21 protein-coding genes and 1 pseudogene are annotated in these 24,851 nt (G+C 72.9%); 14 read left to right on the forward strand and 8 right to left on the reverse strand.

Going from position 1 to position 24,851, the window contains the following annotated elements; genetic code table 11:
• Positions 1-980: 980 nt before the first annotated feature.
• Positions 981-1,232 (reverse strand): helix-turn-helix domain-containing protein, encoded by a 252-nt coding sequence (locus ABZ404_RS13555; RefSeq protein WP_358830809.1) that lies wholly within the window; start codon positions 1,230-1,232, stop codon positions 981-983.
• A gap of 561 nt (positions 1,233-1,793) precedes the next feature.
• Between ABZ404_RS13555 and panD the strand changes: the two genes are divergently transcribed.
• On the forward strand, positions 1,794-2,219 hold the full coding sequence (gene panD, locus ABZ404_RS13560; protein WP_358830810.1) for an aspartate 1-decarboxylase: 426 nt from the start codon (positions 1,794-1,796) through the stop codon (positions 2,217-2,219).
• A 78-nt stretch (positions 2,220-2,297) separates the two neighbouring features.
• Here panD and gndA read toward each other — a convergent pair whose 3' ends face one another.
• Positions 2,298-3,740, reverse strand: a complete 1,443-nt coding sequence (gene gndA / locus ABZ404_RS13565) for an NADP-dependent phosphogluconate dehydrogenase (RefSeq protein WP_358830811.1) — start codon at positions 3,738-3,740, stop codon at positions 2,298-2,300.
• Between the two features lie 165 nt (positions 3,741-3,905).
• Between gndA and ABZ404_RS13570 the strand changes: the two genes are divergently transcribed.
• Complete coding sequence (locus ABZ404_RS13570; RefSeq protein ID WP_358830812.1) at positions 3,906-5,141, forward strand: transglycosylase family protein; 1,236 nt, start codon at positions 3,906-3,908, stop codon at positions 5,139-5,141.
• Between the two features lie 86 nt (positions 5,142-5,227).
• Here the strand turns inward: ABZ404_RS13570 and ABZ404_RS13575 are convergent.
• A pseudogene (locus tag ABZ404_RS13575) lies at positions 5,228-6,043 on the reverse strand (DMT family transporter); the annotation flags it as partial.
• 275 nt (positions 6,044-6,318) lie between these two features.
• Here ABZ404_RS13575 and ABZ404_RS13580 point away from each other — a divergent pair.
• The 6 genes from ABZ404_RS13580 (at position 6,319) to ABZ404_RS13605 (ending at position 13,746) form a co-directional block, all read left to right on the forward strand.
• Positions 6,319-7,011 carry a (2Fe-2S)-binding protein gene (locus ABZ404_RS13580; RefSeq protein ID WP_358830813.1) on the forward strand — a complete coding sequence of 231 codons (693 nt, stop codon included), beginning with the start codon at positions 6,319-6,321 and terminating at the stop codon, positions 7,009-7,011.
• A gap of 113 nt (positions 7,012-7,124) precedes the next feature.
• Complete coding sequence (locus tag ABZ404_RS13585) at positions 7,125-8,660, forward strand: SDR family NAD(P)-dependent oxidoreductase (RefSeq protein WP_358830814.1); 1,536 nt, start codon at positions 7,125-7,127, stop codon at positions 8,658-8,660.
• Between the two features lie 465 nt (positions 8,661-9,125).
• Positions 9,126-9,296: a hypothetical protein gene (locus ABZ404_RS13590; protein WP_358830815.1), complete on the forward strand. Its 171-nt coding sequence runs from the start codon at positions 9,126-9,128 to the stop codon at positions 9,294-9,296.
• 197 nt (positions 9,297-9,493) lie between these two features.
• A complete protein-coding gene (locus tag ABZ404_RS13595; protein WP_358830816.1) occupies positions 9,494-10,729 on the forward strand; it encodes a DUF6777 domain-containing protein in 1,236 nt (411 codons plus the stop codon).
• A gap of 36 nt (positions 10,730-10,765) precedes the next feature.
• Positions 10,766-12,817, forward strand: a complete 2,052-nt coding sequence (locus ABZ404_RS13600) for a SpoIIE family protein phosphatase (RefSeq protein WP_358830817.1) — start codon at positions 10,766-10,768, stop codon at positions 12,815-12,817.
• 68 nt (positions 12,818-12,885) lie between these two features.
• Entirely contained in the window at positions 12,886-13,746 is an 861-nt protein-coding gene (locus tag ABZ404_RS13605) for a DNA-formamidopyrimidine glycosylase family protein (RefSeq protein WP_358830818.1), read from the forward strand.
• A gap of 37 nt (positions 13,747-13,783) precedes the next feature.
• On the opposite strand, the gene ABZ404_RS13610 is transcribed toward ABZ404_RS13605, so the two are convergent.
• Positions 13,784-14,431 carry a zf-HC2 domain-containing protein gene (locus tag ABZ404_RS13610; protein WP_358990389.1) on the reverse strand — a complete coding sequence of 216 codons (648 nt, stop codon included), beginning with the start codon at positions 14,429-14,431 and terminating at the stop codon, positions 13,784-13,786.
• 86 nt (positions 14,432-14,517) lie between these two features.
• Between ABZ404_RS13610 and ABZ404_RS13615 the strand changes: the two genes are divergently transcribed.
• Positions 14,518-15,285 (forward strand): LytTR family DNA-binding domain-containing protein, encoded by a 768-nt coding sequence (locus ABZ404_RS13615; protein WP_358837560.1) that lies wholly within the window; start codon positions 14,518-14,520, stop codon positions 15,283-15,285.
• Between the two features lie 26 nt (positions 15,286-15,311).
• Here the strand turns inward: ABZ404_RS13615 and ABZ404_RS13620 are convergent, their stop codons facing one another.
• Complete coding sequence (locus tag ABZ404_RS13620; RefSeq protein ID WP_358837561.1) at positions 15,312-15,803, reverse strand: hypothetical protein; 492 nt, start codon at positions 15,801-15,803, stop codon at positions 15,312-15,314.
• A 120-nt stretch (positions 15,804-15,923) separates the two neighbouring features.
• Here ABZ404_RS13620 and ABZ404_RS13625 point away from each other — a divergent pair, with 120 nt between their 5' ends.
• The gene (locus ABZ404_RS13625) at positions 15,924-16,112 is read left to right on the forward strand and encodes a zf-HC2 domain-containing protein (protein ID WP_358837562.1); all 189 of its coding nucleotides are present in this window, start codon (positions 15,924-15,926) and stop codon (positions 16,110-16,112) included.
• Here ABZ404_RS13625 and ABZ404_RS13630 read toward each other — a convergent pair.
• On the reverse strand, positions 16,031-16,660 hold the full coding sequence (locus ABZ404_RS13630; RefSeq protein ID WP_358837563.1) for a sigma-70 family RNA polymerase sigma factor: 630 nt from the start codon (positions 16,658-16,660) through the stop codon (positions 16,031-16,033). The two genes, ABZ404_RS13625 and ABZ404_RS13630, sit on opposite strands and share 82 nt — an antisense overlap.
• Positions 16,661-16,876: 216 nt before the next feature.
• On the opposite strand from ABZ404_RS13630, the gene ABZ404_RS13635 reads away from it, so the two are divergent.
• A complete protein-coding gene (locus ABZ404_RS13635) occupies positions 16,877-18,088 on the forward strand; it encodes a CapA family protein (RefSeq protein WP_358837564.1) in 1,212 nt (403 codons plus the stop codon).
• 365 nt (positions 18,089-18,453) lie between these two features.
• On the opposite strand, the gene ABZ404_RS13640 is transcribed toward ABZ404_RS13635, so the two are convergent.
• Complete coding sequence (locus tag ABZ404_RS13640) at positions 18,454-18,903, reverse strand: universal stress protein (protein WP_358837567.1); 450 nt, start codon at positions 18,901-18,903, stop codon at positions 18,454-18,456.
• Positions 18,904-18,976: 73 nt separating this feature from the next.
• On the opposite strand from ABZ404_RS13640, the gene lysX reads away from it, so the two are divergent.
• Both lysX and ABZ404_RS13650 read left to right on the forward strand, forming a co-directional pair.
• A complete protein-coding gene (lysX, locus tag ABZ404_RS13645) occupies positions 18,977-22,264 on the forward strand; it encodes a bifunctional lysylphosphatidylglycerol synthetase/lysine--tRNA ligase LysX (RefSeq protein WP_358990392.1) in 3,288 nt (1,095 codons plus the stop codon).
• Positions 22,265-22,370: 106 nt separating this feature from the next.
• Positions 22,371-23,228 carry a polysaccharide deacetylase family protein gene (locus ABZ404_RS13650; RefSeq protein WP_358990395.1) on the forward strand — a complete coding sequence of 286 codons (858 nt, stop codon included), beginning with the start codon at positions 22,371-22,373 and terminating at the stop codon, positions 23,226-23,228.
• A gap of 12 nt (positions 23,229-23,240) precedes the next feature.
• Here ABZ404_RS13650 and ABZ404_RS13655 read toward each other — a convergent pair whose 3' ends face one another.
• Complete coding sequence (locus ABZ404_RS13655; RefSeq protein WP_358837812.1) at positions 23,241-23,900, reverse strand: class F sortase; 660 nt, start codon at positions 23,898-23,900, stop codon at positions 23,241-23,243.
• 366 nt (positions 23,901-24,266) lie between these two features.
• Between ABZ404_RS13655 and ABZ404_RS13660 the strand changes: the two genes are divergently transcribed.
• Complete coding sequence (locus tag ABZ404_RS13660) at positions 24,267-24,755, forward strand: hypothetical protein (protein WP_358837811.1); 489 nt, start codon at positions 24,267-24,269, stop codon at positions 24,753-24,755.
• Positions 24,756-24,851: the final 96 nt, after the last annotated feature.

Consider the following 24,851-nt stretch of genomic DNA (forward strand, 5'->3'; position numbering starts at 1 on the left):
ACCCCGCGACGCGATAGACCGAAAATGATGCCCGCGAGGCTGGAACCAGACGGTGTTCAACGTCTCTTGAATCTTGGTTCTGGAACCCGTCTTGAATCTTGGTTCTGGAACCCGCGACAGACGGCACCCGCACCCCGTTCTCCCATCCAGTTCAGTCCTCAACCAGCGCAGCGGAAGCTAGTCCATCAGGAAAGAGGTGCGCCGCGAGCGAGGCGACAACATCATCGGTATGGGGTGCCCCTGCCCTCCTGGCGACATCCTAAAAAAGCGGCACCACCGACTGTGCAGCGTAGTTGTCCATCGGGGCCAACCGTGCTGCACAGTCACACTGACCCGGGCATCGAACGGGGCGGCGGGTGCCATCGGTGGGGCAGTCGGCGCCGAGGCGTCACGGCTGATGCGGGAGCGGCTGGGGTCTTCTCCGGAAGGCCGCGTGGCCCTTGATCCAGGGAGCGGGGACTCCGGCGAGATGGAACGGCAGGTCGCCGCAGCCCTCGCCGCTGACCCCGAATTCGCACGTCGATTTGAGCAGTTGTACGAGGCGACGCGACGCCACACAACAGGGGCGCCGCACGCGGGAAGGAATCTCTACCGGCTCAGATCGGCGACCGCGCCAAGAACAACACTATCTCGTTCGGCCCGCTGACCCTGCGCAAGGAAAGCCTGACACTCACCACCGTGACGGCGATACTGCTCGCCGTGGCACTCGTCATAGGACTCGTGGCCTATGGACTCACCATAGCCGTGGGCGGCGATAGCAATGCGGTGCGGACACCCTCAATATAGATGCCTGACAGCCAGAACTACCTCCCGCAGCAGACCGCCCGACTCCAACGGTGGAGTCCCGAGATCGCCGGGGGCAGGGGCGCCTATCGGCGTGTGCCGGCCAAGTGCGCGGAAGGCGGTTCGGTGATTTTCGAGGCGAGCCTGGCGTTAGGGCTTGCTGCAGCGGGAGTATCGGTGTGCATGCCAGTGCCGCTCTAATGAATCTTCTGCTGCTCCAGCCATTTGAAGATCTCGATCCTCTTGTACAGGACTTTGGCGTTCCGGCCCCGTCCGAGCTTGTAGCCCTTCAAGCCAAGTTTCGATGCCTCCCTATAGACCCAGCTCGTGGACATATTGAGCATCACCGCGACCTCAGAAGTGTCCATAAGGACGGGCTCGACGCAAAGGCGCTTGCGCGACGAGCGGCTACTGGCGCGGGTCTCATCGGGGTGAGGCTGTGGTTCCATGCGGAAGATCTCCTTGAGGCTGGCCTGGGCTCGATCTCGTCATCGGCTCACGCACTGCTCGGGTCGAATTTCAAGCGTCTTTGGCACCCGCCCTATGCCACCGCTAAGAGTCACCGGACGAGCTACAGCCATGGTCTTGAGAATCGCCGGTTTCACTAACCGGCGATCCGCTGCTATGTTGCTTCCCCGTTTTCGCCTCTCAGGCTGCCCTGAGGGGGAACGGAGCGGCCTGGCACGGCTTACTCTGCCGATGTGCACCCCGGGGCCCGGCCGACCGCCTTCGTTCCTGACCGCTGCCCAGGCCGCCAAAGTGACGGTGATCACGGGCCCTCTTCAGGGGGCGCTGCGTAGGCTTGTGCAGTCGTCGCGGCGAGGCCCGGGAGAGTCTGAGGGACTCTCCTGCATTTTCCTGACGGCGCATCAGAAAAGTCAGCAAGTAGTCAGCATGAGTCCTCAAAAACCTGGGGGCAGCTGCCCGAACTTGCGACTCGTTGTAGGGTGACGAAACAGCCCTTGACCTGCAAAAATGCAGGCAGGGAGCCTACTTGTGGGAGTGCCCCGATGTTGCGTACAATGTTCAAGTCCAAGATCCACCGAGCCACCGTGACCCAGGCCGACCTCCACTACGTGGGGTCGGTGACGGTCGACGCCGAGCTGATGGAGGCCGCCGACCTGCTGCCCGGCGAGCTCGTCCACATCGTCGACATCGACAACGGCGCCCGCCTGGAGACCTACGTCATCGAGGGCGAGCGCGGCTCCGGGGTCATCGGGATCAACGGCGCCGCCGCCCACCTCGTCCACCCCGGCGACCTGGTCATCCTCATCAGCTACGCCCAGGTCGACGACGCCGAGGCGCGCGCCCTGCGCCCGCGCGTGGTCCACGTCGACGCGGACAACCGGATCGTCGAGCTGGGTGACGACGCCTCCGCCCCGGTCCCCGGCACCGACCAGCGCCGCGGCCCGCACGCCCTCGTCCCCTCGGTGTGAGGCAGGAGTGAGGCGGGAGTGAGGCAGGAGTGAGACGGGCGCGGTCCGGGGGAGGCACGCCCCGGACCGCGCCCCCGCTCACCCCGCCTCGACCTCCGTGCGCTCCCCGCCCCACAGCGTGTGGAACGAGCCCTCGCGGTCCACCCGGCGGTAGGTGTGCGCCCCGAAGAAGTCCCGCTGGCCCTGGGTGAGCGCCGCCGGGAGGCGCTCGGCGCGCAGTGCGTCGTAGTACGCGAGCGCCGCCGAGAAGCCCGGCACCGGTACGCCCTGGCGGGTCGCCGCCACGATCACCGCGCGCCAGTCCTCCTGCGCCGCCCCGATCTCCTCGCCGAACCGCTTGTCCGAGAGCAGGCTCACCAGGTCCGGCTCGGCGTCGTACGCGGCGCGGATGCGGTCCAGGAACGCCGCCCGGATGATGCAGCCGGCGCGCCAGATCGCGGCCACCGAGCCGAGGTCGACGTCCCACCCGTACTGCTCGCTGCCCGCCCTGACCTGGTGGAAGCCCTGGGTGTACGACACGATCTTCGAGGCGTACAGGGCCTGCTCGACCTGGGCCGCGAACGCCTCGGCCGCCTTCTCGTCCAGCGGCTCCGGCGCCGGCCCGGCGAGCGCGCCGGAGGCCTCGCGCAGGTCCGCGTGGCCCGAGAGGGAGCGCGCGAACACCGCCTCGGCGATCCCGGACACCGGCACCCCGAGGTCCAGGGCGATCTGCACCGTCCACCGCCCCGTGCCCTTCTGCTCGGCCCGGTCCTGGACGACGTCGACGAACGGCTTCCCGGTCGCCGCGTCCTCGTGGGCCAGCACCTCCGCCGTGATCTCGATCAGATACGAGTCGAGGCGGCCCGTGTTCCAGCCCCGGAACGTCTCGGCGATCTTGGCAGGGGAGTACCCGGCGACCGTGCGCAGCAGGTGGTAGGCCTCGGCGATCAGCTGCATGTCGGCGTACTCGATGCCGTTGTGCACCATCTTCACGAAGTGACCCGCCCCGTCCGGGCCGACGTGCGTCACGCAGGGGGTGCCGTCCGGCGCCTTCGCCGCGATCTTCTCCAGGAGCGGGCCCAGCGACTCGTAGGACTCGGCGGAGCCGCCCGGCATGATGCTCGGGCCGTGCAGCGCGCCCTCCTCACCGCCCGAGACCCCGGCGCCCACGAAGTGGATCCCGCGCTCGCGCAGCTCGCGCTCGCGCCGGCGCGTGTCCTCGAAGTGCGCGTTGCCGCCGTCGATGATGACGTCGCCCTCGTCGAGCAGCGGGGCGAACTCCTCGATCACCGCGTCCGTCGGCTCGCCCGCCTTGACCATGACGACCAGCCGGCGCGGCCGTTCAAGCGCTGCCACGAACTCCTCCGGCGACTCGGCGGGTACGAACCGTCCCTCCTCGCCGAACTCCTCCACCAGCGCCCGGGTCTTGGCCGCTGTCCGGTTGTGCACCGCCACCGTGAGGCCGTTGCGAGCGAAGTTGCGGGCGAGATTGCGCCCCATGACGGCGAGTCCGGTCACGCCGATCTGGGCTGTTCCACTCATGGCTGTGCTCCTCGGATCATCGGATGCGCTGCTCGGTCAACCCTACGGAAGACTCCGAGCCGCGCGACTCGGCTCGCATTCCCCTCGAAGGGTGGGTACGCACCCTTGTCACGGTCCGTTCAGAGCCCCTACTTTGGCGGCTCCCGATGCGTTCGAGGGGGACCCATGTCCGTACGCGGGCGGCACCGCCGCTACCAGCCGAGCCGGATCAACCGGGCTTCGCTGACGGTGACGGCCGGAGGAGCGGGCATGGCCCTGCCCCTGATCGGCGCAGGTGCGGCCCACGCCGCCTCCCTGGACGTCTGGGACAAGGTCGCGGCCTGCGAGTCCACCCACAACTGGAAGATCAACACCGGCAACGGCTACTACGGCGGGCTCCAGTTCAGCCAGTCGACCTGGGTGGCCTACGGCGGCCGGGCATACGCCCCGCGCGCCGACCTAGCCTCCCGGAGCGAGCAGATCGCCGTCGCGGAGAAGGTGCTCGACGCCCAGGGCCCGGGCGCCTGGCCGGTCTGCTCGGGCGAGGCGGGTCTGACCCGCGCCGCCGCGCACCACACCCCGACGCACGCGGCGCCCACCACCCACACCGCGCCCACCACCCACACCGCGCACCCCGCCCCCGCCGCGCAGGAGCACCACGCGCGCGTGGCGAAGAAGCCCGCGCCCCAGGCGGGTCCGACCAAGGTCCCCGGCAAGCGCGAGGGGTACGTGGGATACACGGTCGTCTCCGGCGACTCCCTCTCCCGGATCGCCCACACCGAGCACGTCAGGGGCGGCTGGCACGCGCTGTACACCGAGAACCGGCAGGTCGTGGGCTCCGACCCCGACCTGATCCTGCCGGGGCAGCGCCTGTCCCTGCCGGACAGGGCGGCGCCGCCGAAGACCCACCCCGCGCCGAGGCCCGCGCCCCAGCAGAAACGGCCCGCCAAGCCGCAGCCGAAGAAGCCGGCCGCCCCGCACAAGCAGCCGGCCCCCAAGCAGGTCGTCCACCGGAGCGGCGCCCTGTCCGCGCCCGTGGCCGCCGGGCCCAGTACCCCGTACCACAAGGCCGGTTCGTCCTGGGCGAGCGGCTACCACACGGGTGTCGACTTCCCCGTCTCCACCGGGACCTCGGTGCACGCCGTGGCCACCGGCAAGGTCGTGGAGGCGGGCTGGGGCGGCTCGTACGGCTACCAGGTGGTGATCCGGCACGCGGATGGCCGCTACAGCCAGTACGGCCATCTCTCGGCCGTGAGCGTACGGTCCGGGCAGCAGGTCAACAGCGGCCAGCGCATCGGCCGTTCGGGCTCCACCGGCAATGCCACCGGGCCGCATCTGCACTTCGAGATCCGCACCGGGCCCTCGTACGGCTCGGACATCGACCCGCTGGCCTACCTCAGGGCGGGCGGCGTCAGCCTCTGACCGGACGTGGTGCTCTCGGCGCTCTGGCCGGGCGCCGGGATCCCCGGCAGGGTCGCGGGCGCGGGCCGTGAGCGCCGGGTGGCGGCGCTCAGCCGCTCGGTGGTGAGCAGGACCAGTCCGCCCGCCGCCACGACACCGCTGGCGAGGGCGAAGACCAGTCCGGCCGTCCCGTAGCGGAACTCCTCGCCGAACAGGGTGAGGCCGACGGTCGCCGCGACCACCGGGTTGACGACCGTGACGGTCGCCAGGGGCGCCGCGAGTCCGGCGCCCCGGTAGGAGGCCTGGGAGAGCAGCAGGCCCGCGGCGGCGAGCACCGCTATCGCCAGCAGGCTGGGGACCTCGGTGAGCTGGAGGCCCTCGTCCCAGTCCTCGGCCACCAGTTTGGTGAAGACCGACGCCATGCCGAAGGAGACACCCGCGGCGGCGGCGAGCAGTCCGCTGCGCACCACCGGCCCGTGCACCGCGCGCGAGGCGAGGAAGAGCACCGCCATCCCGCCGAAGGTGGCCGCCCCCAGCAGCAGCCGCTGGCCGGCGCCGACCGAGTCGGCGTCCGCGTCGGTGGTGAGGGCGAGCAGCCCGGCGAGACCGGCCGTGGCCATGAGCGCGCCGCGCCAGGCCGCCGCACCCGCCTTGCGCCGGACGAACACGGCGGCCATCGGCAGCGCGAAGACGATGGTCAGCGCGCCCAGCGGCTGGACGAGGGTGAGCGGGCCGCACGCGAGTGCCACGACGTGCAGCAGGGCGCCGAGTCCGTTGAGTGCCACGGAGCCCCACCAGGCGCCCTGGCGGAGGTACGTGCTGTCGGGGGAGGCCGCGGCCACGCGCTCCTGGACGATCGCCGCGGCCGCGTACGCGACGGCGGAGACCAGGGAGAGCAGCACGGACAGGGCAAGGGCACTCATGCATCCACGATCCCTCGCCGATTGCCTCCCGTCGTCGTCCTTGAGACCGCATTGACACGTACTGCCATAGGAGTAGGTCCCTACTCCAGAAGTCGTCCATACATCGGGCATTCGGTACAAGTGCTGGTCGGAAGGGGTGAGATGGGGCTGTTTCAGCCATGTATGGGATGGGGGGATGTCCATTAGTAGTCGAAGCTGTGTTCGATCGAAAATCTGTAAGAATCACGGGTCCGTGGCCGCCCCGCGCCACGGTTCGTACGGAGAGGGAACGCAGGGTGGATCTGGCGGCGGTCGCCTCGGTCGGCGGGTTCTTCGCGCTGCGCACCGGACCGGCGCGGGACCCGCACCGCCCGCTGGCGCGGCTCTACGCGGGCGAGGGCGGCCCGCTCGCGGCCCGGATCGACACCGTCACGGCCGCCCTGCGCGCCCCCGACCGCCGTACCGGCGCCTCCATCGCCCACCTGGGGCTCGTCGCCCGGCTCTGGTCGATCGCCCTCGGCGCCGCCGTGCTCCACGGGGAGCTGCCCGACCTCGACCCGGCGGCCCTGGCCTGGGACGGCGGCCGGAGCGCCCCCGAGGACCTGCTGCTCGACCGGGTGCGGCCACTGCCCGGCACCGCCGAGCGGATCCGCGAGAGCGTCCAGTACGGGCACCTGGTCCGGCTCGCCGAGGCGGTGCGGCGCGACACGCCCGTCTCCTCGGGCCTGCTGTGGGGGAACGCGGGCTCCGCGCTCGCCGGAGCCGTCCGCGAGCTGCACCGCTGGGCGCTGCGCGCGGACCGTCCGGACGCGGCCCGCCGTGCGCTGGAGCTGGGCACCGAACTCCTCGCCCACCCCGACCTGGCGGGCACCGGCACCCTGCTCCCGGGCCCGGCCTTCCGGCGCCGCAGCTGCTGCCTCTACTACCGCTGCCCGGACGCGGGGCTCTGCGGCGACTGCGTCTTCGACCGGCCGCCGGCCCGCCCCTAGGGCGTTCCACGGGCCCGCGGTTTGGTGTGCGGCGCCCTCGCTCCGTACGATTGCGCTTTTGGGAACTTCCACACGCGGGCGAGACCGCACATGACCGAGGAACGGCGACGGCGATGACGGTGACAGAGGACATCCAGGACCAGGGGTACGGTCCCGGCATCGGCCAGGAGCCCGGCGGACCCGACGTGGAGTACGGCCCCGGCATCGACCCGGAGCGCCTCGCCGTCTGCCTCGGCGTGCTGGAGGAGCTCGACACCATCGAGGTCGACCACCCGGACGCGATCGCCGTGCGCCGCGCCACCGCCGCGATCTACCGGACCGTCAAGCAGCGCCGCCGCCAGGAGCGCCGGGCCGCCAAGACCGCCCACGACCGGGCCGTCACGCACGCCACCGCGACCGGCTCCGCCGAGCGCATCGACGACGAGACCGAGGGCATCCTGCCGTCGTCCGCGACCCCCACCGGCCAGATCGCCGGGATACTCCAGCGCCCGCGCTCCTGCTACATCTGCAAGACGCGGTACGTCGAGGTCGACTACTTCTACCACCAGCTCTGCCAGAAGTGCGCCGCCGAGAACCGGATGCGCCGGGAGGCCCGCACCGACCTCACCGGCAAGCGCGCGCTGCTCACCGGCGGCCGGGCGAAGATCGGCATGTACATCGCGCTGCGGCTGCTGCGCGACGGCGCCCACACCACCATCACCACCCGCTTCCCCAAGGACGCCATCCGCCGCTTCAAGGCGATGGAGGACTCGGCGGAGTGGATGCACCGGCTGGAGGTCGTCGGCATCGACCTGCGCGACCCGGCGCAGGCCGTCGCGCTCGCCGAGCAGACCGCCGAGCGGGGCCCGCTGGACATCCTGATCAACAACGCCACCCAGACCGTGCGCCGGCTGCCCTCCGCCTACGCGGCGCTGGTGGACGGCGAGGCCGCCCCGCTTCCCGCCGGCGAGCTTCCCGCGCACCACGTCATCGGCGCCTTCAACTCCGGAGCGGTCGGTGAGCTCGGCGGAACGACCGCGCTGCCGCTCGGCGCCTCCGGCCTCGACGCCCAGCGGGTCGCGGACCTCGCGCTGGTCGCGGGCAACGCCAGCATCGCCCGGCACCACGACGGCACCGCCATAGACGCGGGCGGGCTGCTGCCGGACGTCGTCGACACCAACACCTGGGTGCAGTCCATCGACCAGATCTCCCCGGTCGAACTGCTGGAGACCCAGCTGTGCAACTACACCGCGCCGTTCATCCTGATCAGCATGTTGCGCCCGGCGATGGCCGACGCGGCCCGCAAGGCGCCCAAGGGCCGGGCCTACGTGGTGAACGTCTCCGCGATGGAGGGCGTGTTCAGCCGCGGCTACAAGGGCGCCGGGCACCCCAACACCAATGCCGCCAAGGCCGCCATGAACATGGTCACCCGGACCAGCGGCCAGGAGATGTTCGAGACCGACAAGATCCTCATGACCTCGGTCGACACCGGCTGGATCACCGACGAGCGTCCGCACCACGACAAGCTGCGCCTCGCCGAGGAGGGCTTCCACGCCCCGCTCGACCTGGTGGACGGCGCCGCGCGCGTCTACGACCCGATCGTGCGCGGTGAGGCGGGCGAGGACCTGCACAGCGTCTTCCTCAAGGACTACGCGCCCGGGAACTGGTAGCCAGCAACCCCCAACGCGCCCGGTGGCCGGACTCCTCCCTGGAGCCCGGCCACCGGTGCGTCCGGGCGCCACGCCGGGCGGGCAACCACTGCGGACCGGCCGTCCTCACCCGGACGGAGCACAGGGCGCGGCCCCGCGTGGCGGCCGTCGCCGGGCGTCGGATCATGGCTGGAACAGGGTCCGTGCCGAACGCACGGTGAAGGAAAGATGACGCAAAGGAAATGGCCCCATCGAGCAGGGGTCCGCTCATTTGGTTACTCTGACTCCGACGGAAGCCATCAAAGGATCGACCAGTCCTCGATGCCCGTTCCGGAACCGGCCCGCACACTGGGTCCGGCTTCCGACAGAGTGCCGGCGCCACCGCGTCAGAACTGCCCCTGACCCCTGCCCCCTCGGGCGGTCGGCGACCGGGAAAGACCGGAGCCGCCAGTACGCCCAGGGTTACGCGACACAGAGGAGTGCGCGGTGACACCAGAGACGACGACACGCGAACAGCGGACGCCGGAACGCAACGACCGGCCCGGCCGGCCCGAGAAGCTCCGCAACCTCGAGGTCTGGGCCCGTTCGGCCCCGATCCGGCTGGCCGGTTACGAGGACGACCTGGCCGAGCCGCACATCCTGCCGGGCGTCGACTGAGCGGCCCCGACGCCGCCGGGGCGCCCCCGCCCCGGCCTGAGAACGTGTGCCCCCTGTTCCGGCAGGGGGCATTCGTGCGTCCGGCTCCGCGTCGACACGCCGCGATCCCTCCCGTACGGCGGCCGTCCGCTTGCGGGACCGGCGGCCCTCCGGCAGACAATGAGGGACAACTCGGGGCGAATAGGTGGGAGATCTACGTGCGCTCGACCCCGCGCCGGTTCACCCTGGCGGCAGTCGTCATGTCCATCGGAGTGTTCGTCGCGGCCTGTGGCGGCGACGGCGGGGGCAGCGGCGCCTCCGACGAGAAGGAGCTGTTCCTCCAGCCCGTCGCGGCGTCCGGCCCGGACCCCTTCACGGAGTCCACGGCCAAGGCCGCCCAGCCGCTCACGCCCTCCCAGCCGCCCCCGAGCGCCCCCGGCAGCCCCACGGCGACGGTGCAGACCGTCCGGTCCGTCCCGGGCTCCACGCCCGGCCTCTACGGCGGCACCCAGTCGGTGGCCAGTTGCGACGTGGAGCAGCAGATCCGCTTCCTCGCCGCCGACCGGGCGAAGGCGCGCGCCTTCTCGGAGACCGCCGGGATCAACCCGGACGACCTCCCGTCGTTCCTGCGCGGGCTCACCCCCGTCGTGCTGCGGGCCGACACCCGTGTCACCAACCACGGCTTCAAGGACGGCCACGCCACCGCCTTCCAGTCGGTGCTCCAGGCCGGCACCGCCGTCATGGTCGACGACCACGGCTCTCCACGGGTGCGCTGCGCCTGCGGCAACCCGCTCAAGCCGCCCGTCGCCACCCAGGGCGCCGCCTCCCGGGGTGAGTCCTGGCCCGGCTACCAGCCGCAGCGGACCGTCGTCATCAACCGCACCACCACGGTCATCAACAGCCTGATCATCGTGAACGTCGTCAACAACACCTGGATCGAACGGCCGACCGGCGACCAGGGCATGCGCGACCGCGAACGGCCCGACATCCAGATCGACCCGACGGCGCCGGTGGTCACCGACTCGCCCAGCACCTCGGTGAGCCCGGACCAGTCCGGCCCCGCCATCGCGCCGAGCCAGTCCACGCCGTCCACCAGCAGCAGCTCGCCGAGCTCGCCGAGCGTGAACTGCCCCAGCCCCGCCCCGACCGTCACCGTGACGCGGCCGCCCGCCTCCGCGCCGCCGGGAGCCGCGCTGCCGAGCGTGCCCACCACCCCGGGCTGCCCGACGGCCACGGTCACCGTCAGCCCCAGGCTCACCTCGAAGCCCCCCACGGCCCCCATCGCGCCCACGGCTCCCAGTGAGCAGATCGTGCCGACGCCCTCCACCGAGCTGCCCACGCTGCCCTCGGAGCCGCCGCCGGTCTTCCCGCCGCAGCCGTCCGGCGGCGGTGAGATGTCCACGGGGATGTCCGACTTCGACACCGAGCCGCCGCTGGACGCCAGACTCTCCTGACGGACGCCCCCGATCGGACCGAGGATCGGAGTGACCATGGACGAGTGGCCCGCACCCACCGGTCTCGGCCTCGCCCTCAACCGCATGGGCACCTTCGACTGGGACCTCACCAGCGGGCAGATGCACATGGACCCCTCGGCGCTCGCGGTCTTCGACATGGAGCCCGAGGAGTACGACGGCCGGCCCGAGACGCTGGGCAGCCGGGTGACCCCGGCCGAGGCCGCCCGGCTCGACGCCATGGTCTCGCAGGCGCTGAAGAACGGCAGCGTCCACTACGGCGCCTACTTCCGCGTCCGGCTGCGCGACGGCACCGCGCGCTGGACGCACACCCAGGGCTATGTGCGCAGGGACGCCACCGGCCGCCCCCGGCGCATCATCGGCGTGGTCCGGGACGCCACCCAGGAGCTCACCGAGTACGCCGACCGCCCCGCCGCCGACGACGAGGACCACCGCCGCCGGACCAGCGTGGTGGACAGCACCACGGCGGCCCTGGCCCACGCCCGTACCGTGCAGGACGTCATCGACGTGCTCAAGGGCTCGCGCGGACTCGAACACCTGGGCGCCACCAGCCTGGTGATGGGGCTCCTGGAGGCGGGGCGCATCCATCTGGTGGCCGAGGGCCCCGAGGGCAGCTTCGTGCCGGGCACCCGCTGGACCCGGGTCGACGAGCAGTATCCGATGAGCGAGGTCGTGCGCACCCTCGCCCCCCGGTTCATCCAGACCCCGGAGGACTTCGCCGCCTCCTATCCGCGTCTGTGGCCGCACATCAGCGGGCTCGGCATCACGGCGGCCGCCTATCTGCCGCTGATCGCCCAGGCCCGTCCGATCGGCGCGCTCGGCCTGCTCTACAGCGACAAGACCGGCTTCACCGCCGACGAGCGCAACCTCCTGGTGGCGCTGGGCAGTTCCCTCGCGCAGAGCCTCCAGCGGGCGGTGCTGTACGAACAGGAGCACGACCTCGCCGAGGGGCTCCAGCAGGCCATGCTGCCGCGCCGCATCCCCGAGGTGCCCGGCGCCCAGATCGCGGTGCGCTACCGCTCGGCCCGCCTCGGCCGGGACATCGGCGGCGACTGGTACGACGTCATCCCGCTCCCCGGCGGCCGGGTCGGCGCGGTCATCGGCGACGTCCAGGGCCATGACACGCACGCCGCCGCCGTCATGGGCCAGTTGCGGATCGTGCTGCGCGCGTACGCGGCCGAGGGGCACACCCCGGCGACCGTGATGGCCCGCGCCTCGGTGTTCCTGCACGAGCTGGACACCGACCGCTTCGCCACCTGCACCTACGCCGAGGCCGACCTGTCGACCGGGGTCGTCCAGCTCGTCCGGGCCGGGCACGTCGACCCGCTGCTGCGGTACGGCGACGGCAGCTGCCGCCGGCTGCCCGTCGAGGGCGGCCTCCCGCTGGGCCTGTCGGCGGAGTTCGGGCGCCTGGAGTACCCGGTCGCCACCGTCGAGCTGGACCCCGGCCAGACCCTGCTGCTCTACACCGACGGCCTGGTCGAGCAGCCCGGCGCCGACCTCGACGACGGAATGCAGCTGCTCGCCGCGCTGGTGCGTTCCGGGCCCGGCGACCTCCAGGAGCTCGCGGACCGGCTGTGCGACGTGATCGACGACCGGGCGGGCGACGACGACGTGGCGCTCCTGCTGCTGCGCCGGCGCGCCCTGGAGGTTCCGCGGAGCGGCGGCCGGCTCCAGCAGCATGTGGCGCAGAACGACCCGGAGGCGCTGAGCTCCTCGCGCCACATGATCCGGGCGGCGGTACGGGCCTGGGGCGCCCGGGAGCGGGCCGACGAGATCGAGCTGGCCGCCGACGAGCTGATCACCAACGCGCTGATGCACACCGACGGCGGCGCGATCGTGACCGTACGGGTCCTGGCCGGGCCCGAACGCCGGCTGCGGGTGGAGGTCGAGGACCGCTCCAGCGCCCTGCCGCGCCGGCGGGAGGCGGGCGACTCCGGGGTGTCGGGGCGCGGACTGATGCTGGTGGACCGGCTCGCCGACGTCTGGGGCGTGGAGTCGAGGGGCAGCGGCAAGTGCGTGTGGTGCGAGTTCACCGTCCCGGAGCGGGGAGCCCCGGCCGACGGGTGAACCCACGGGGCGGCCCGCGCGGACCGGCCGGGGGCGCCGGGTGCGCGGAGCTGGTTAATCTGTGAGGTATGCCGGAATTGCCCGAAGTGGAAGCCCTCCGTGACTTCCTCACCACCCACCTCGTCGGCCACCGCGTCGAGCGCGTACAGCCCGTCGCGATCAGCGTTCTCAAGACGTACGACCCGCCGCTGAACGCCCTCGACGGGCGGACGGTCACCGGGGTCGGGCGGTACGGCAAGTTCCTCGACATCGACGCCGACGGCCTCCACCTGGTGACCCATCTGGCCCGGGCCGGCTGGCTGCGCTGGCACGACGTCCTGCCCGACGCCCCGCCGCGCCCCGGCAAGGGTCCGCTGGCGCTGCGGGTCGCGCTGGAGGGCGGGGCCGGGTTCGACCTGACCGAGGCGGGCACCCGCAAGAGCCTCGCCGCCTATCTGGTCCACGACCCCCAGGAGGTGCCCGGTATCGCCCGGCTCGGGCCCGACCCGCTCGCGGCGGACTTCGGCCGCGACCGGTTCGCCGGGCTGCTCGCGGGGGAGCGCCGGCAGCTCAAGGGCGCCCTGCGCGACCAGTCGCTGATCGCCGGGATCGGCAACGCCTACAGCGACGAGATCCTCCACGTGGCGCGGATGTCGCCGTTCAAGGCGGTGGACCGGCTGACCGAGGAGGAGGTCACCGCGCTGTACGAGGCCGTCCGCACCACCCTCACCGACGCGGTGGAACGCTCGCGCGGACTCGCGGCGGGCCGTCTGAAGGCGGAGAAGAAGAGCGGGATGCGGGTGCACGGCCGGACCGGCGAACCCTGCCCGGTCTGCGGCGACACCGTCCGCGAGGTCTCCTTCGCGGACTCCTCGCTCCAGTACTGCGCCACCTGCCAGACCGGCGGGAAGATCCTCGCCGACCGGCGTCTGTCGAAGTTCCTCAAGTAGGCGCCGCCGCGGGCCGGTGAGCCGGGCGGGCCCGCCCTCACCCCGACCGGGACAGCGTCGCGAGCGGGGACCCGTCCTGGGCGCGCACCTCGAAGCGGGAGATGTCGGCGGGCGCCAGGGCCGCGGCCCCCCGCATCGTCACCCGCGCCCCGTCCCGTACCGCCCAGGTCGCCACCGTGTCCTCCTCGCCGCCGCGCCCGACCGCGACCAGCGTGCACACGGCCGAACCGCTCACGCCGTCCACGTCGAGCCCCACGTCGGTACCGAACCCGGCGGGCGCCGCCGCCAGGGTCGCCGTCACCCCGGGCGCCGACGCGGTCGCCGTCCAGTGCGGAACGGCCGGGTCCGCCAGCAGGGCCGGCGCGGCGAAGGGCGCGCCCACCACCAGCGCCGCCGCGGCGGCCAGCAGCCCCAGGCGCACCCTGCGCCGCGCCCGCAGCCGCCCGCCCACCGCGTCCAGCGCCGCGTGCAGCAGCGCGGGCGAGGGCACGGCGACCGGATCCACGCCCGGCGGCGTCCAGCGGGCGTAGGCGGCGAGCAGCGCCTCCACGCTCCCGAGCTCCTCCAGCAGGCGCGCGCAGTGCGCGCACCCCGCCAGGTGCTCCTCGAAGCGGAAGGTGTCGGCGGCGCCGAGCACCCCGAGCGCGTACGCTCCGACGTCCCGGTGCGGTTCCAGCGGCCTCATGCCGTCTGGTACGCAGACGGCGGCCCAATCACTCACGCCCCACGCGACGGGACAGCGAGGAGTCGTCGCACCTACAATCCGAGCGCATGCTGCGCGTACTGGCGGTCGACGACGAAGCCCCCGCCCTCGAAGAGCTTCTGTACCTCCTGCGCTCCGATCCGCGGGTGCGCAGCGCCGAGGGCGCCACCGGGGCCACCGACGCCCTGCGCCTGATCGGCGGCGCGCTCGACGCCGGACCCGACGACGAGCAGGGCCTGGACGTCGTCTTCCTCGACATCCACATGGCGGGGCTCACCGGACTCGATGTCGCCCGGCTGCTCGCCGGGTTCGCCCGGCCGCCGCTGATCGTCTTCGTCACCGCGCACGAGGGCTTCGCCGTCCAGGCGTTCGACCTGAAGGCGGTCGACTACGTCCTCAAGCCCGTCCGCAGGGAGCGGCTGGCCGAGGCGGTGCGCCGGGTGGCCGAGATGGTCGGCGACCGCGGCCCGGCGCTCGCGGAGGTCCAGCCGGGCACGGGCGCCCCGGCCCCCATACCCGTGGAGCTCGGCGGCGTCACCCGGTTCCTGGCCGTCGCCGACATCAGCTACGCCGAGGCGCAGGGCGACTACGCCCGGCTGCACACCGACTCCGGCAGCCATCTCGTGCGCGTGCCGCTCTCCACGCTGGAGGACCGCTGGCGCGTGCACGGGTTCGTCCGCATCCACCGCAGCCACCTCGTGGCGCTCGCCCGGATCGACGAACTGCGCCTGGACGCGGGCAGCATGAGCGTCCGCGTCGGCGGGGCCGAGCTCCCCGTCAGCCGCCGCCACGCGCGTACCCTCCGCGACCGGTTGCTGCGCCGCGGCGGGCACTGACGATCCGCCGTTCCCCCGGGGGCGCGTCAGAACAGGTGGATCGCCAGATGCCCCAGGGGCAGGCCGAGTTCCCAAGCCGGGGTCCACACCCGCGGCTCGTCCTCCGCCTCGGCGCGCGCGTCGACGCCGCCCGGCACCACCGCGTCCAGGTCCGCCGCCAGCAGCTCGGTCTCCTCGAGCCACCGCCAGGCGTCCCGCGCCAGCGCCAGGTCCGGGCCGGACCCGGTCGCCTCCCGCTCCCGCAGCCGCTCGCGGACCCAGCCGTGCCACGGCCGGCCGGCCGCGGTCAGCGCACTCCACTCGTCGAGCCGCGCCACCACCCGGGCGCCGCCGACCGCGCCGTCCGACAGGAAGATCGTCAACGCCAAGGCGTTGCGTCCGGCCCTGAATTCGAGCGTCGTCGGCGGCATGAGATCGCCGGTGCGCAGTAATTCGTCGGCGATGTACTCCGCGTACATCCATGCCATCGGCACCAGCAGCTCTCCACCACTGGTCCCGTTCGTACCCTCCGGACGCATTCCGTCTCGCCTCTTTCATCGACTGTCCAGGCGCTCCAGGGAGCTCCAGGGAGCATTGAACCGGGGGCGCGCGCCCGCCGTGGCCAGAAGGGCAGGATCCGTCGTCCCCACGAGGTGCCCATGCATGTGCGGCAGCTGCTCGGCGCGTACGTCCTCGGCGCCCTCGCGCGGGACGAGGACCGCCGCGTCGCCGGTCATCTGCGCGTCTGCCCGGGCTGCCGCGCGGCCTACCTGGAGGTCGCGGAGACACCGTCGATGCTGGCCCTGCTCCTCGAGGAGGACCTGGCGGACGGACCGCCGGACGCGTAGCCCGGCAGGACCCGCGCCAGGGCCCGCAGAGCATAGTACGAACGGGACTTGACGGTCCCGCACGGCACCCCCAGGACCGCGGCCGCCTCCGCCACGCTCAGCCCCCGGAAGTAGATCTGCGTCAGCACCGCGCGGTGCTCGGGGCTCAGGGTGCGCACCGCGTCCCGTACGTCCAGCGCCGCGGCCGACCGCTCGGCGTGGTCGTCCTCCGCCTCCACGCGCGCGTCCAGCACCGCGTCGTGCACCTCGGCCGGCCGCGCCCGCCGGCTTCTGCGCGCGTCGATCGCCAGCCGCCGCCCCACGGTGAACAGCCACGGCCGCATCGAGGCGTACGGGCCCTCGAACGCCTCCGGGTGCTGCCAGGCCCTCACCAGCGTCTCCTGGAGCAGGTCCTCGGCGCGCTGGCGGTCGCCGTAGGTGAGGCCCAGCAGGAAGTGCATCAGGGCGGGGCCGTGCTCGCGCTGGAGCGCCGCGAGATCGGGCTCGCGGGTGTAGCGCCGCGGGGGCGCCGTGCTCCGTGGGGCAGCGTCCGTGAATCCCGTGCTCACCGTGGTGCTCCCTTCCCGAGAAGTCCGCAGGCCGCAGCCCGTATCCGAGCGCAGTCGGGCGCGGAGGGACACCCGCCGGACCGCCGCGTGCGACGAACGGTCGAATGAAGCGGCGAGTGGTGCGGTGAACGGTTGGGGAAACGGGAGGGATGTGCATGATATGGATATCTGATAATCAATCAGGCAATTCCGACCCGACCTCTGGAGTCCGGTGCCATGACCAGCAGAACGAGCCGGCGGATGGCGCTCCTCGCGGCCCTCGTCGCCGCCGCGACCGCCGGGTGCACGGCGGAGCACCCGGCCCCCGCGCGCCTGCCCCACCACCAGGACTCCGAGCGCCCCGGCACGCCCTCGCCCGCGGGCGGCGCGGCGACGGCCGCCCCGCGCCCCTTCACGCTGGTCGCCACCGGGGACGTACTGCCGCACGCCTCGATCATCCGGCGCGCCGCGGCCGACGCGAACGGCGACGGCTACGACTTCCGGCCGATGCTGGCCGGCGTCAAGCCGGTGATCTCCCGGGCGGACCTGGCGATCTGCCACATGGAGACGGTGTACGGGCCGGACGGCGGACCCTTCGCCGGCTACCCCGCGTTCACCTCGCCGCCGCAGGTGGCCGCCGCGCTCAAGGACACCGGGTACGACTCCTGCTCGACCGCCTCCAACCACAGCCTCGACGACGGGGCCGACGGCATCGCCCGCACCCTGCGGGCCTTCGACAAGGCGGGACTCCAGCACACCGGTTCCGGCCGCACCGCCGCCGAGTCCGCGAGCCCCGCGCTCTTGGAGGCGGGCGGTGCCAAGGTCGCCCAACTGGCGTACACCTACGACACCAACGGCTACCCGATGCCCGAGGGGCAGCCCTGGGCCGTCCACCTCATCGATGAGCAGAAGATCGTCGCGGACGCCCGCGCGGCCCGCAGAGCCGGGGCCGACGTGGTCGTCGTCAGCCTCCACTGGGGCACCGAGTGGCAGACCGAGCCCGACGAGCGGCAACTGCGCCTCGGCAAGGCCCTCACCGCCTCACGCACCGCCGGCCGCCCCGACATCGACCTGATCCTGGGCACGCACGCGCACATCCCGCAGGCGTACGAGAAGGTCAACGGCACCTGGATCGTCTACGGCGAGGGTGACCAGATCGCGGGGGACATGTACAACGACTCCGGCGCGCGCGATCTGCGCGGCAACATGAGCTCCATCGCCCGCTTCACGTTCGCGCCGCCCGCGCGGGCGGGGGCGCGCTGGGAGGTCACCAGGGCGGAGTTCATCCCGCAGTGGATCGACGTGGACAGCGGCCGGGTCGTCGACCTCCCCCGGGCTCTGGGCGCCGCGCCCGACCGCGAGGACTACCGCACGGCCCAGGAGCAGATCCGCGAGGCGGTGCTGGGCCGCGGGGCGGCACGGGACGGCTTGACGATGGCGACCCGATAGGAACCCGCGCCCCCGGCCCCCGGCCCACCGCTGCCCGGCGCGGGCCGCCCGCGCGGTTCCCCGCGCCCCTGGGGGAACGGGCCTGCGGCCCTGGGTCCCGGTTCGTCTGCTGCCCGGTGGGGGCTGGTCGCGCAGTTCCCCGCGCCCCTGGGGAACGGGCCTGCGGCCTCGGGTCCCCGGTTCGTCTGCTGTCCGGTGGGGGCCGCCCGCGCAGTTCCCCGCGCCCCTGAAGGAACGGGGCCTGCGGCCCCTGTTCCCTGTGCCTTCGCACGCCAGAGCCCCGGACCCCCCAGGGGCGCGGGGAACTGCGCGAGCAACCCACCACCGGCGCGCGGACGAAAACGGGCCTCACCCATGGGCCAGAACTACGGCACCACCGTCACCGGCCAGCGGCCCGCCTTCACCAGGCGGACCGCCACCGAGCCCACGAACCGGTGGCCCGCCGACTCCGAGGCGCCCACCACCACCGCGTCCGCCTTCAGTTCCTCGGCGGCCGTCACCAGACCGCCGTACGCGTCGCCGCGTAGGGTGTGGAACTCCCAGCGCACGGTCCACAGGTCCTTCACCCGTTCCGCCGCCGCGCGGATTTCCTGGGCGAGGCCCTCGGCGATCTCCCCGGTGGTGTCGGCGACCGGCGCCCCCATCGCGGCGCCCGCGGGCACCAGGGGCTGCACGTAGACCACGGCGAGGAGCGCGTTCTGCCGCCGCGCAAGGCCGCTGGCGTACGCCGCCGCGCGCAGCGAGGAGTCGGAGCCGTCCACGCCGACGACGATGACCTTGGGTCCGTCCGTACCGCGTTCGAAGGGTGCTGTCACACCATCGAGGCTAGCCCCACGCCCGAACGCGTCCGACAGGCGCCCCGGCGCGCCGCTCCCTAGAGTGCAGGGCATGAGTGTCAGCGAGGAGACGCCCATACCGGCACGGGCCCGCCCGCCCGCGCGGGCCCGGTTCCTGAGCCGGGTGCCGGAGGCCTTCGCGATGTTCTTCGCCGGGCTCGGGCTGTTCTGCGGGGCGATCGCGCTGGTGCCCGCCCTGCGCCGGCTGCTGCGGCCGGTCGCCTGGTTCCTCGACCGGGTCACCGTCCCCGTCAGCGCCAACCTCGCCTACGCCGTCTTCCTGCTGCTGCTCGCCGCCGCCATCGGCGCCCGCAAGAAGGTCGCCTGGTGGCTGGTGGTCGGCTACCTCGGGCTGCTCTTCCTCGCCGACGTGCTGCTGGTCGCCGTCACCGAGTGGGTGTGGGCCGCCAACGGACTCGTGTGCGGGGCCGCGCTGCTCGTCCTGATCCTGGCGCGCGGCGAGTTCTACGCCGAGACCCGGCGCGGCGCCGTCCACCGGGCGCTGCTCGTCCTCCTCCTGGGGCTCGGCGCGGGCGTCCTGGCCGGCTGGGCGCTGGTGGAGATCTTCCCCGGCACCCTCCCGCGCGGCCAGCGGCTGCTGTGGGCGACCAACCGGGTGCTCGGCGGACTCGCCTCCAGCGGCCAGTTCGACGGCCGCCCGCCCCGCCCGCTCTTCTTCTTCCTCGGCCTGTTCGGCGCGGTCGCCCTGCTCAGCGCCGCCACCACGCTCTTCCGCTCGCAGCGCATGGAGGCCGCGCTCCACGGCGACGAGGAGCCGCGCATCCGCGCCCTGCTGCGCGCCTACGGCCGCGACGACTCGCTCGGCTACTTCGCCACCCGCCGTGACAAGGCCGTCGTGTTCTCGCCGAGCGGCAAGGCGGCCGTCACCTACCGGGTGGAGGCCGGGGTCGCGCTGGCCAGCGGCGACCCCGTGGGCGACCCCGAGGCCTGGGGGCCGGCCATCGCCGCCTGGCTGGACGTGGCGCGCAAGTACGCCTGGGCGCCCGCCGTGATGGGCGCCTCCACGGAGGGCGCCACCGTCTACGCGCGGTACGGACTGGGCGCCATCCAACTGGGCGACGAGGCGATCCTGCACGTGGCCCGGTTCGACCTGGACGGCCGCGAGATGCGCGTCACCCGCCAGGCGGTGCGCCGCGTCGCGCGCACCGGCGCCACCACCCGCGTCCGCCGCCACTCGGCGCTCACCGAAGAGGAGATGGGCCAGATCGTCGACCGGGCCGACGCCTGGCGGGACACCGAGACCGAACGCGGCTTCTCCATGGCGCTGGACCGCCTGGGCGACCCCGCCGACGGGGACTGCCTGCTGGTCGAGGCCTTCGACGCCGGGGGCCGGCTCATCGCCCTGCTCTCCTTCGTGCCCTGGGGGCCCGACGGCATCTCCCTCGACCTGATGCGGCGTGACCGCGGCGCGCCCAACGGCGTCATGGAGTTCATGGTGGCCGAGCTCTGCGCGTACGCCCCGAAGCTCGGCGTACGGCGGATCTCGCTCAACTTCGCGGTGTTCCGCTCGGCCTTCGAGGAGGGCGCCCGGATCGGCGCGGGGCCGGTGCTGCGGCTGTGGCGCAGGCTGCTGCTGTTCTTCTCCAAATGGTGGCAGCTGGAGGCGCTGTACCGGTCGAACGTGAAGTACCAGCCCCAGTGGTTCCCGCGCTTCCTCTGCTACGGCGACGCCGGCTCGCTCGCCCGGGTGGGCCTGGCGTCCGGCATCGCGGAGGGCTTCGTCTCCGTACCCAGCCTGCGCAAGCTGTGGGGCAAGGGGCACCCCAGGGGCGTGACCAGCCCGGGCAGCACCGCGGGCCTGCCCTCCATCGAGGCGCTCGGCCTGCCCGCGCCGGGCGCCGAGGGGGCCGGGGAGCGGCGGCTGCCCGAGCAGGTGCGGGTGCGCCACCGCAAGCTGGAGCGGCTGCGCGCCGAGGGCGCCGAGCCGTACCCGGTGCTCGTCCCCGCCCGGACGCACACCCTCGCGGAGCTGCGCGGGGCCGGGGCGGGCACGGCCGCCACGGTGGCCGGGCGCGTGATGGCCGTACGCGACTTCGGCGGGGTCGTCTTCGCCGTGCTGCGCGACTGGTCCGGCGACCTCCAGCTCGCCCTCACCCGGGACGGCACGGGCGCCGGGGTACTCGGCCGCTTCACCCGCGACGTCGACCTCGGCGACCACATCAGCGCCACGGGTACCTCCGGCACCACCGCAAGGGGCGAGTACTCGCTCTTCGTCACCGGCTGGCAGATGACCGGGAAGTGCCTGCGCCCCCTGCCCGACAAACGGCTCGGCCTGGCCGACCCCGAGGCCCGGGTGCGCCGCCGCTACCTCGACCTGGTGGCCCGCCCCGAGGCCCGCGACGTCGTACGGGCCCGCTCCACCGCCGTCCAGGCGCTGCGGCAGGGCCTGCTGGAGCGCGGCTATCTGGAGGTCGAGACCCCGATGCTCCAGCAGATCCACGGCGGCGCCAACGCGCGCCCGTTCACCACCCACATCAACGCCTACGACCTGGACCTGTATCTGCGGATCGCCCCCGAGCTGTATCTGAAGCGGCTGTGCGTCGGCGGGGTCGAGAAGGTCTTCGAGATGGGCCGCACCTTCCGCAACGAGGGCGTCTCCTACAAGCACAACCCCGAGTTCACGATGCTGGAGGCCTACCAGGCCTACGCCGACTACGACGTGATGCTCGATCTGACCCGCGCACTCGTCCAGGGCGCGGCGACGGCCGCCTTCGGCGCGCCCGTCGCCCACCGGGCCGGCCCCGACGGACGGCTCGTGGAGCACGACATCTCGGGACCCTGGCCGGTCAGGACGGTCTACGGGGCGCTCTCCGAGGCGCTGGGCGAGGAGGTGGGCGCCGACACCGACGAGCCGCGCCTGCGCCGCCTGTGCGACCGGGCGGGCGTCCCGCACACCCCCGAGAACACCCGGGGCGACGTGGTCCTGGAGATGTACGAACGGCTGGTGGAGGAGCGGACCCAGCTGCCCACCTTCTACAAGGACTTCCCCGTCGACGTCTCACCGCTCACCCGCCGCCACCGCCATGACCCGCGGTTGGCCGAACGCTGGGACCTGGTGGCCTTCGGCACCGAACTCGGCACCGCCTACTCGGAGTTGACCGACCCGGTGGAGCAGCGGCGCCGCCTGACCGCCCAGTCGCTGCTCGCGGCGGGCGGCGACCCGGAGGCGATGGAGCTCGACGAGGAGTTCCTGGACGCGCTGGAGTACGCCATGCCGCCCACCGGCGGGCTCGGCATCGGCGTGGACCGGCTCGTCATGTTCCTCACCGGTCTGACGATCCGGGAGACCCTGCCGTTCCCGCTGGTACGCCGCCACTGAGCCACCCGTCAGCGCGGACCGCGCGGGTACACCCCAACGGGTGTTTTCGGCGGCGCGGGCGGTGCGCTTCAGCCGCCGACGCCGTTCACCGTGCGAGCCATGGGTCATGAAAAAGGATGAGATCCCCCCCGGGCGGCGTACGCTCCTGCGCGTCGGCGCCTGTCTGGCGGCAGCGGCCGCCGTGCGGATGCTGACCGCCGAGGACACCGGCCCTGCGGAGGGCGCGGCCGCCGAGGCGGCCGCCGGGCCCGCCGGAGGGGCGCAGGCCGCCGCGGCGCCCCGGCTGAAGTCCACCGCGTACCGCCTGGCGCCGATGACCGCCGCGGCACCGCCGCAGTACCGCACGGCGCTGCCCCCGGTGCGGCGCCGGCCGTTCCTGAGCATGCCCGAACTCGGCCCGCAGACCATGGTGCTGACCTTCGACGACGGCCCCGACCCGCGCTACACCCCGCAGATCCTGAAGACCCTGCGCGAACACGACGTACGCGCGATGTTCTTCGTCTGCGGCGAGATGGCCACCGACAACCGTGACCTGCTGCGCGAGATGCACGACGACGGGCATGTGATCGGCAACCACTCCTGGACCCATCCGCTGCTCATCAAGATGTCCCGGGACGCGGTACGCGACGAGATGACCCGCACCAGCGAGGTCATCGAGGAGGTGCTGGGCGAACGGCCGCAGTGGTTCCGCGCCCCCTACGGCGCCTGGAACCGCAACTCCTTCCAGATCGGCGCCCAGCTGGGCATGGAGCCGATGGGCTGGACGCTCGACACCCTCGACTGGACGACGCCCGGCACCGACACCATCGTGCGCCGGGTCCGGGAGGGCGCCGCCCCGGGGGTCGTGGTGCTCTCGCACGATGCCGGCGGTGACCGCTCGCAGAGCGTGGCGGCGCTGCGCACCTATCTGCCCCGGCTGCTCACCTCGGGCTACCGCCTGCGCGTACCGCCCAAGCGGCGCTGAGGGGCCGGCCGGTCAGCGGGCGGCGACCATGCGGGCGTAGACGACCACGTTGCCGTCGTAGCCCCTGGCCCGGGTGAAGCCGCCGCCGCAGGTGATCACCCGCAGCTCCGGGTGCCCGGTGTCGCCGTACACCCGGGCACCCGGGAAGTTGTTCTTGTCGTAGACCTCGACGCCGTACACCTCGAAGACGACCACGTGACCGTCGTAGCGGGTCACCTCGATGTGGTTGCCCTTCTTCAGCGAGCCCAGGCCGTAGAAGACGGCGGGGCCGCGCCGGGTGTCGACATGGCCGACCATGACGGAGGTGCCGCGCTGCCCGGGGGCGATCGCGTTCTGGTACCAGCCCGCCAGGTTGGGGTCGTCCGGCGGCGGCGCCTGCACCCAGCCGTCCTGGTCGATGCCGACCTCGATCACCGGGGCGTCGACCTTGAGCGCGTCGATCCTCACCCGGGAGACCGGCGCGTACGCCAGCGGCTCGACCGGGGCGCCGGAGCTGGCGGGGACGAACACCTCCGGCCTCCCCGACAGCGCGGCGGCCGCCGCGGGCTGCGGGGGCCCCATCGTGACGTCCGCGCCGTTCCGCATCAGAGCCAGACCGGTCAGCATCACCAGGGCGAGCGCACCCCACGGCGACCGCCTGCGGTGCTCCGAGCCGAACTCTTCCTGCACCATCGCGCTCCCTCCAATGCCCTGCGTGCCACCTGTAGGCACGGTAAGGGCGTGATCGCACTCCGGCGATCAGAGAGGGGCGAACGGGTGGCGGCCGGGCGCGGGGCCGCGAGCGGGGCCGGGCCGGCGGGCCGTCCGGGGCGGCGGGCAGGGTGACCCATCCGTGTCATGATCCTATAAAAGTTCTGACGGTCTGTGACCTGCGGCTCCGTCAGATCTGCGGCCCTTCCACCGGCGTGTCGGCTCACCAGGGTGGACCAGCGCCGACATGCGAGGTGGAGAACGCGCGGTGAGGGTTCGTCGTGGGAGGCGTACTCGTCGAATTTCCCGGAGCACGGCTTTGGGGCGCCCTCCCTCGGAGGTTCAACCATGCGTGCTGCACGCGCTCTTCCGGTGGCTGTGGCCGCCTTCGCGGCGGTGGGGCTCTCGGCCCCGATCGCCGCCGCCAACTTCGGTCCCACCAACGTCACGGTCAACCCGAGCGCGGTGCACCCGGGCTCCACGCTGACCATCACGGCCAACGGCTGCGGCCACGGGGGCATCGTGACGTCCACCGCCTTCTCACCCACGTCCCTGTCGGGTGAGGACCGCGGGAACGCCGGGTTCGCGACCGCCAGGATCCACGACCACATCAGCCCCGGTACGTACAACCTGTCGGTCCGCTGCAACGACAACCCCAGGACGGAGACGCGCAGCTTCACCGTGCTCTCCGGCCGAGGCGCGCTGGGCGGGCTCGGCGGCTCCGCCGGTCCGACGCAGACCGAGATGGCCGTCGGCGGGTCCCTGGTGGCGCTCGCCGCCATCGGCGGGGTCGTGTTCGTCGCACGGCGCCGCCGCACGGACGGCGGCCGGATCTGACCGGCCGAACCTCCCGGACAGAGCCGAACCGCCGGTCGTCCCGAGTCCTGGCCATGCTGGTGTCGGTGTGGACGGCGGACACCAAACGGACCATGC

Source organism: Streptomyces sp. NPDC005878 (assembly GCF_040629815.1).
Taxonomy (GTDB): Bacteria; Actinomycetota; Actinomycetes; order Streptomycetales; family Streptomycetaceae; genus Streptomyces.

What these genes read in the sequence shown, in the direction of transcription:
- ABZ404_RS13555 (WP_358830809.1), bottom strand. Translation starts at nt 1,232, where the DNA reads ATGGAACCACAGCCTCACCCCGATGAGACCCGCGCCAGTAGCCGCTCG.
- panD (WP_358830810.1), top strand. Translation starts at nt 1,794, where the DNA reads ATGTTGCGTACAATGTTCAAGTCCAAGATCCACCGAGCCACCGTGACC.
- gndA (WP_358830811.1), bottom strand. Translation starts at nt 3,740, where the DNA reads ATGAGTGGAACAGCCCAGATCGGCGTGACCGGACTCGCCGTCATGGGG.
- ABZ404_RS13570 (WP_358830812.1), top strand. Translation starts at nt 3,906, where the DNA reads ATGTCCGTACGCGGGCGGCACCGCCGCTACCAGCCGAGCCGGATCAAC.
- ABZ404_RS13585 (WP_358830814.1), top strand. Translation starts at nt 7,125, where the DNA reads ATGACGGTGACAGAGGACATCCAGGACCAGGGGTACGGTCCCGGCATC.
- ABZ404_RS13600 (WP_358830817.1), top strand. Translation starts at nt 10,766, where the DNA reads ATGGACGAGTGGCCCGCACCCACCGGTCTCGGCCTCGCCCTCAACCGC.
- ABZ404_RS13605 (WP_358830818.1), top strand. Translation starts at nt 12,886, where the DNA reads ATGCCGGAATTGCCCGAAGTGGAAGCCCTCCGTGACTTCCTCACCACC.
- ABZ404_RS13610 (WP_358990389.1), bottom strand. Translation starts at nt 14,431, where the DNA reads ATGAGGCCGCTGGAACCGCACCGGGACGTCGGAGCGTACGCGCTCGGG.
- ABZ404_RS13615 (WP_358837560.1), top strand. Translation starts at nt 14,518, where the DNA reads ATGCTGCGCGTACTGGCGGTCGACGACGAAGCCCCCGCCCTCGAAGAG.
- ABZ404_RS13620 (WP_358837561.1), bottom strand. Translation starts at nt 15,803, where the DNA reads ATGCGTCCGGAGGGTACGAACGGGACCAGTGGTGGAGAGCTGCTGGTG.
- ABZ404_RS13625 (WP_358837562.1), top strand. Translation starts at nt 15,924, where the DNA reads ATGCATGTGCGGCAGCTGCTCGGCGCGTACGTCCTCGGCGCCCTCGCG.
- ABZ404_RS13635 (WP_358837564.1), top strand. Translation starts at nt 16,877, where the DNA reads ATGACCAGCAGAACGAGCCGGCGGATGGCGCTCCTCGCGGCCCTCGTC.
- lysX (WP_358990392.1), top strand. Translation starts at nt 18,977, where the DNA reads ATGAGTGTCAGCGAGGAGACGCCCATACCGGCACGGGCCCGCCCGCCC.
- ABZ404_RS13650 (WP_358990395.1), top strand. Translation starts at nt 22,371, where the DNA reads ATGAAAAAGGATGAGATCCCCCCCGGGCGGCGTACGCTCCTGCGCGTC.
- ABZ404_RS13655 (WP_358837812.1), bottom strand. Translation starts at nt 23,900, where the DNA reads ATGGTGCAGGAAGAGTTCGGCTCGGAGCACCGCAGGCGGTCGCCGTGG.
- ABZ404_RS13660 (WP_358837811.1), top strand. Translation starts at nt 24,267, where the DNA reads ATGCGTGCTGCACGCGCTCTTCCGGTGGCTGTGGCCGCCTTCGCGGCG.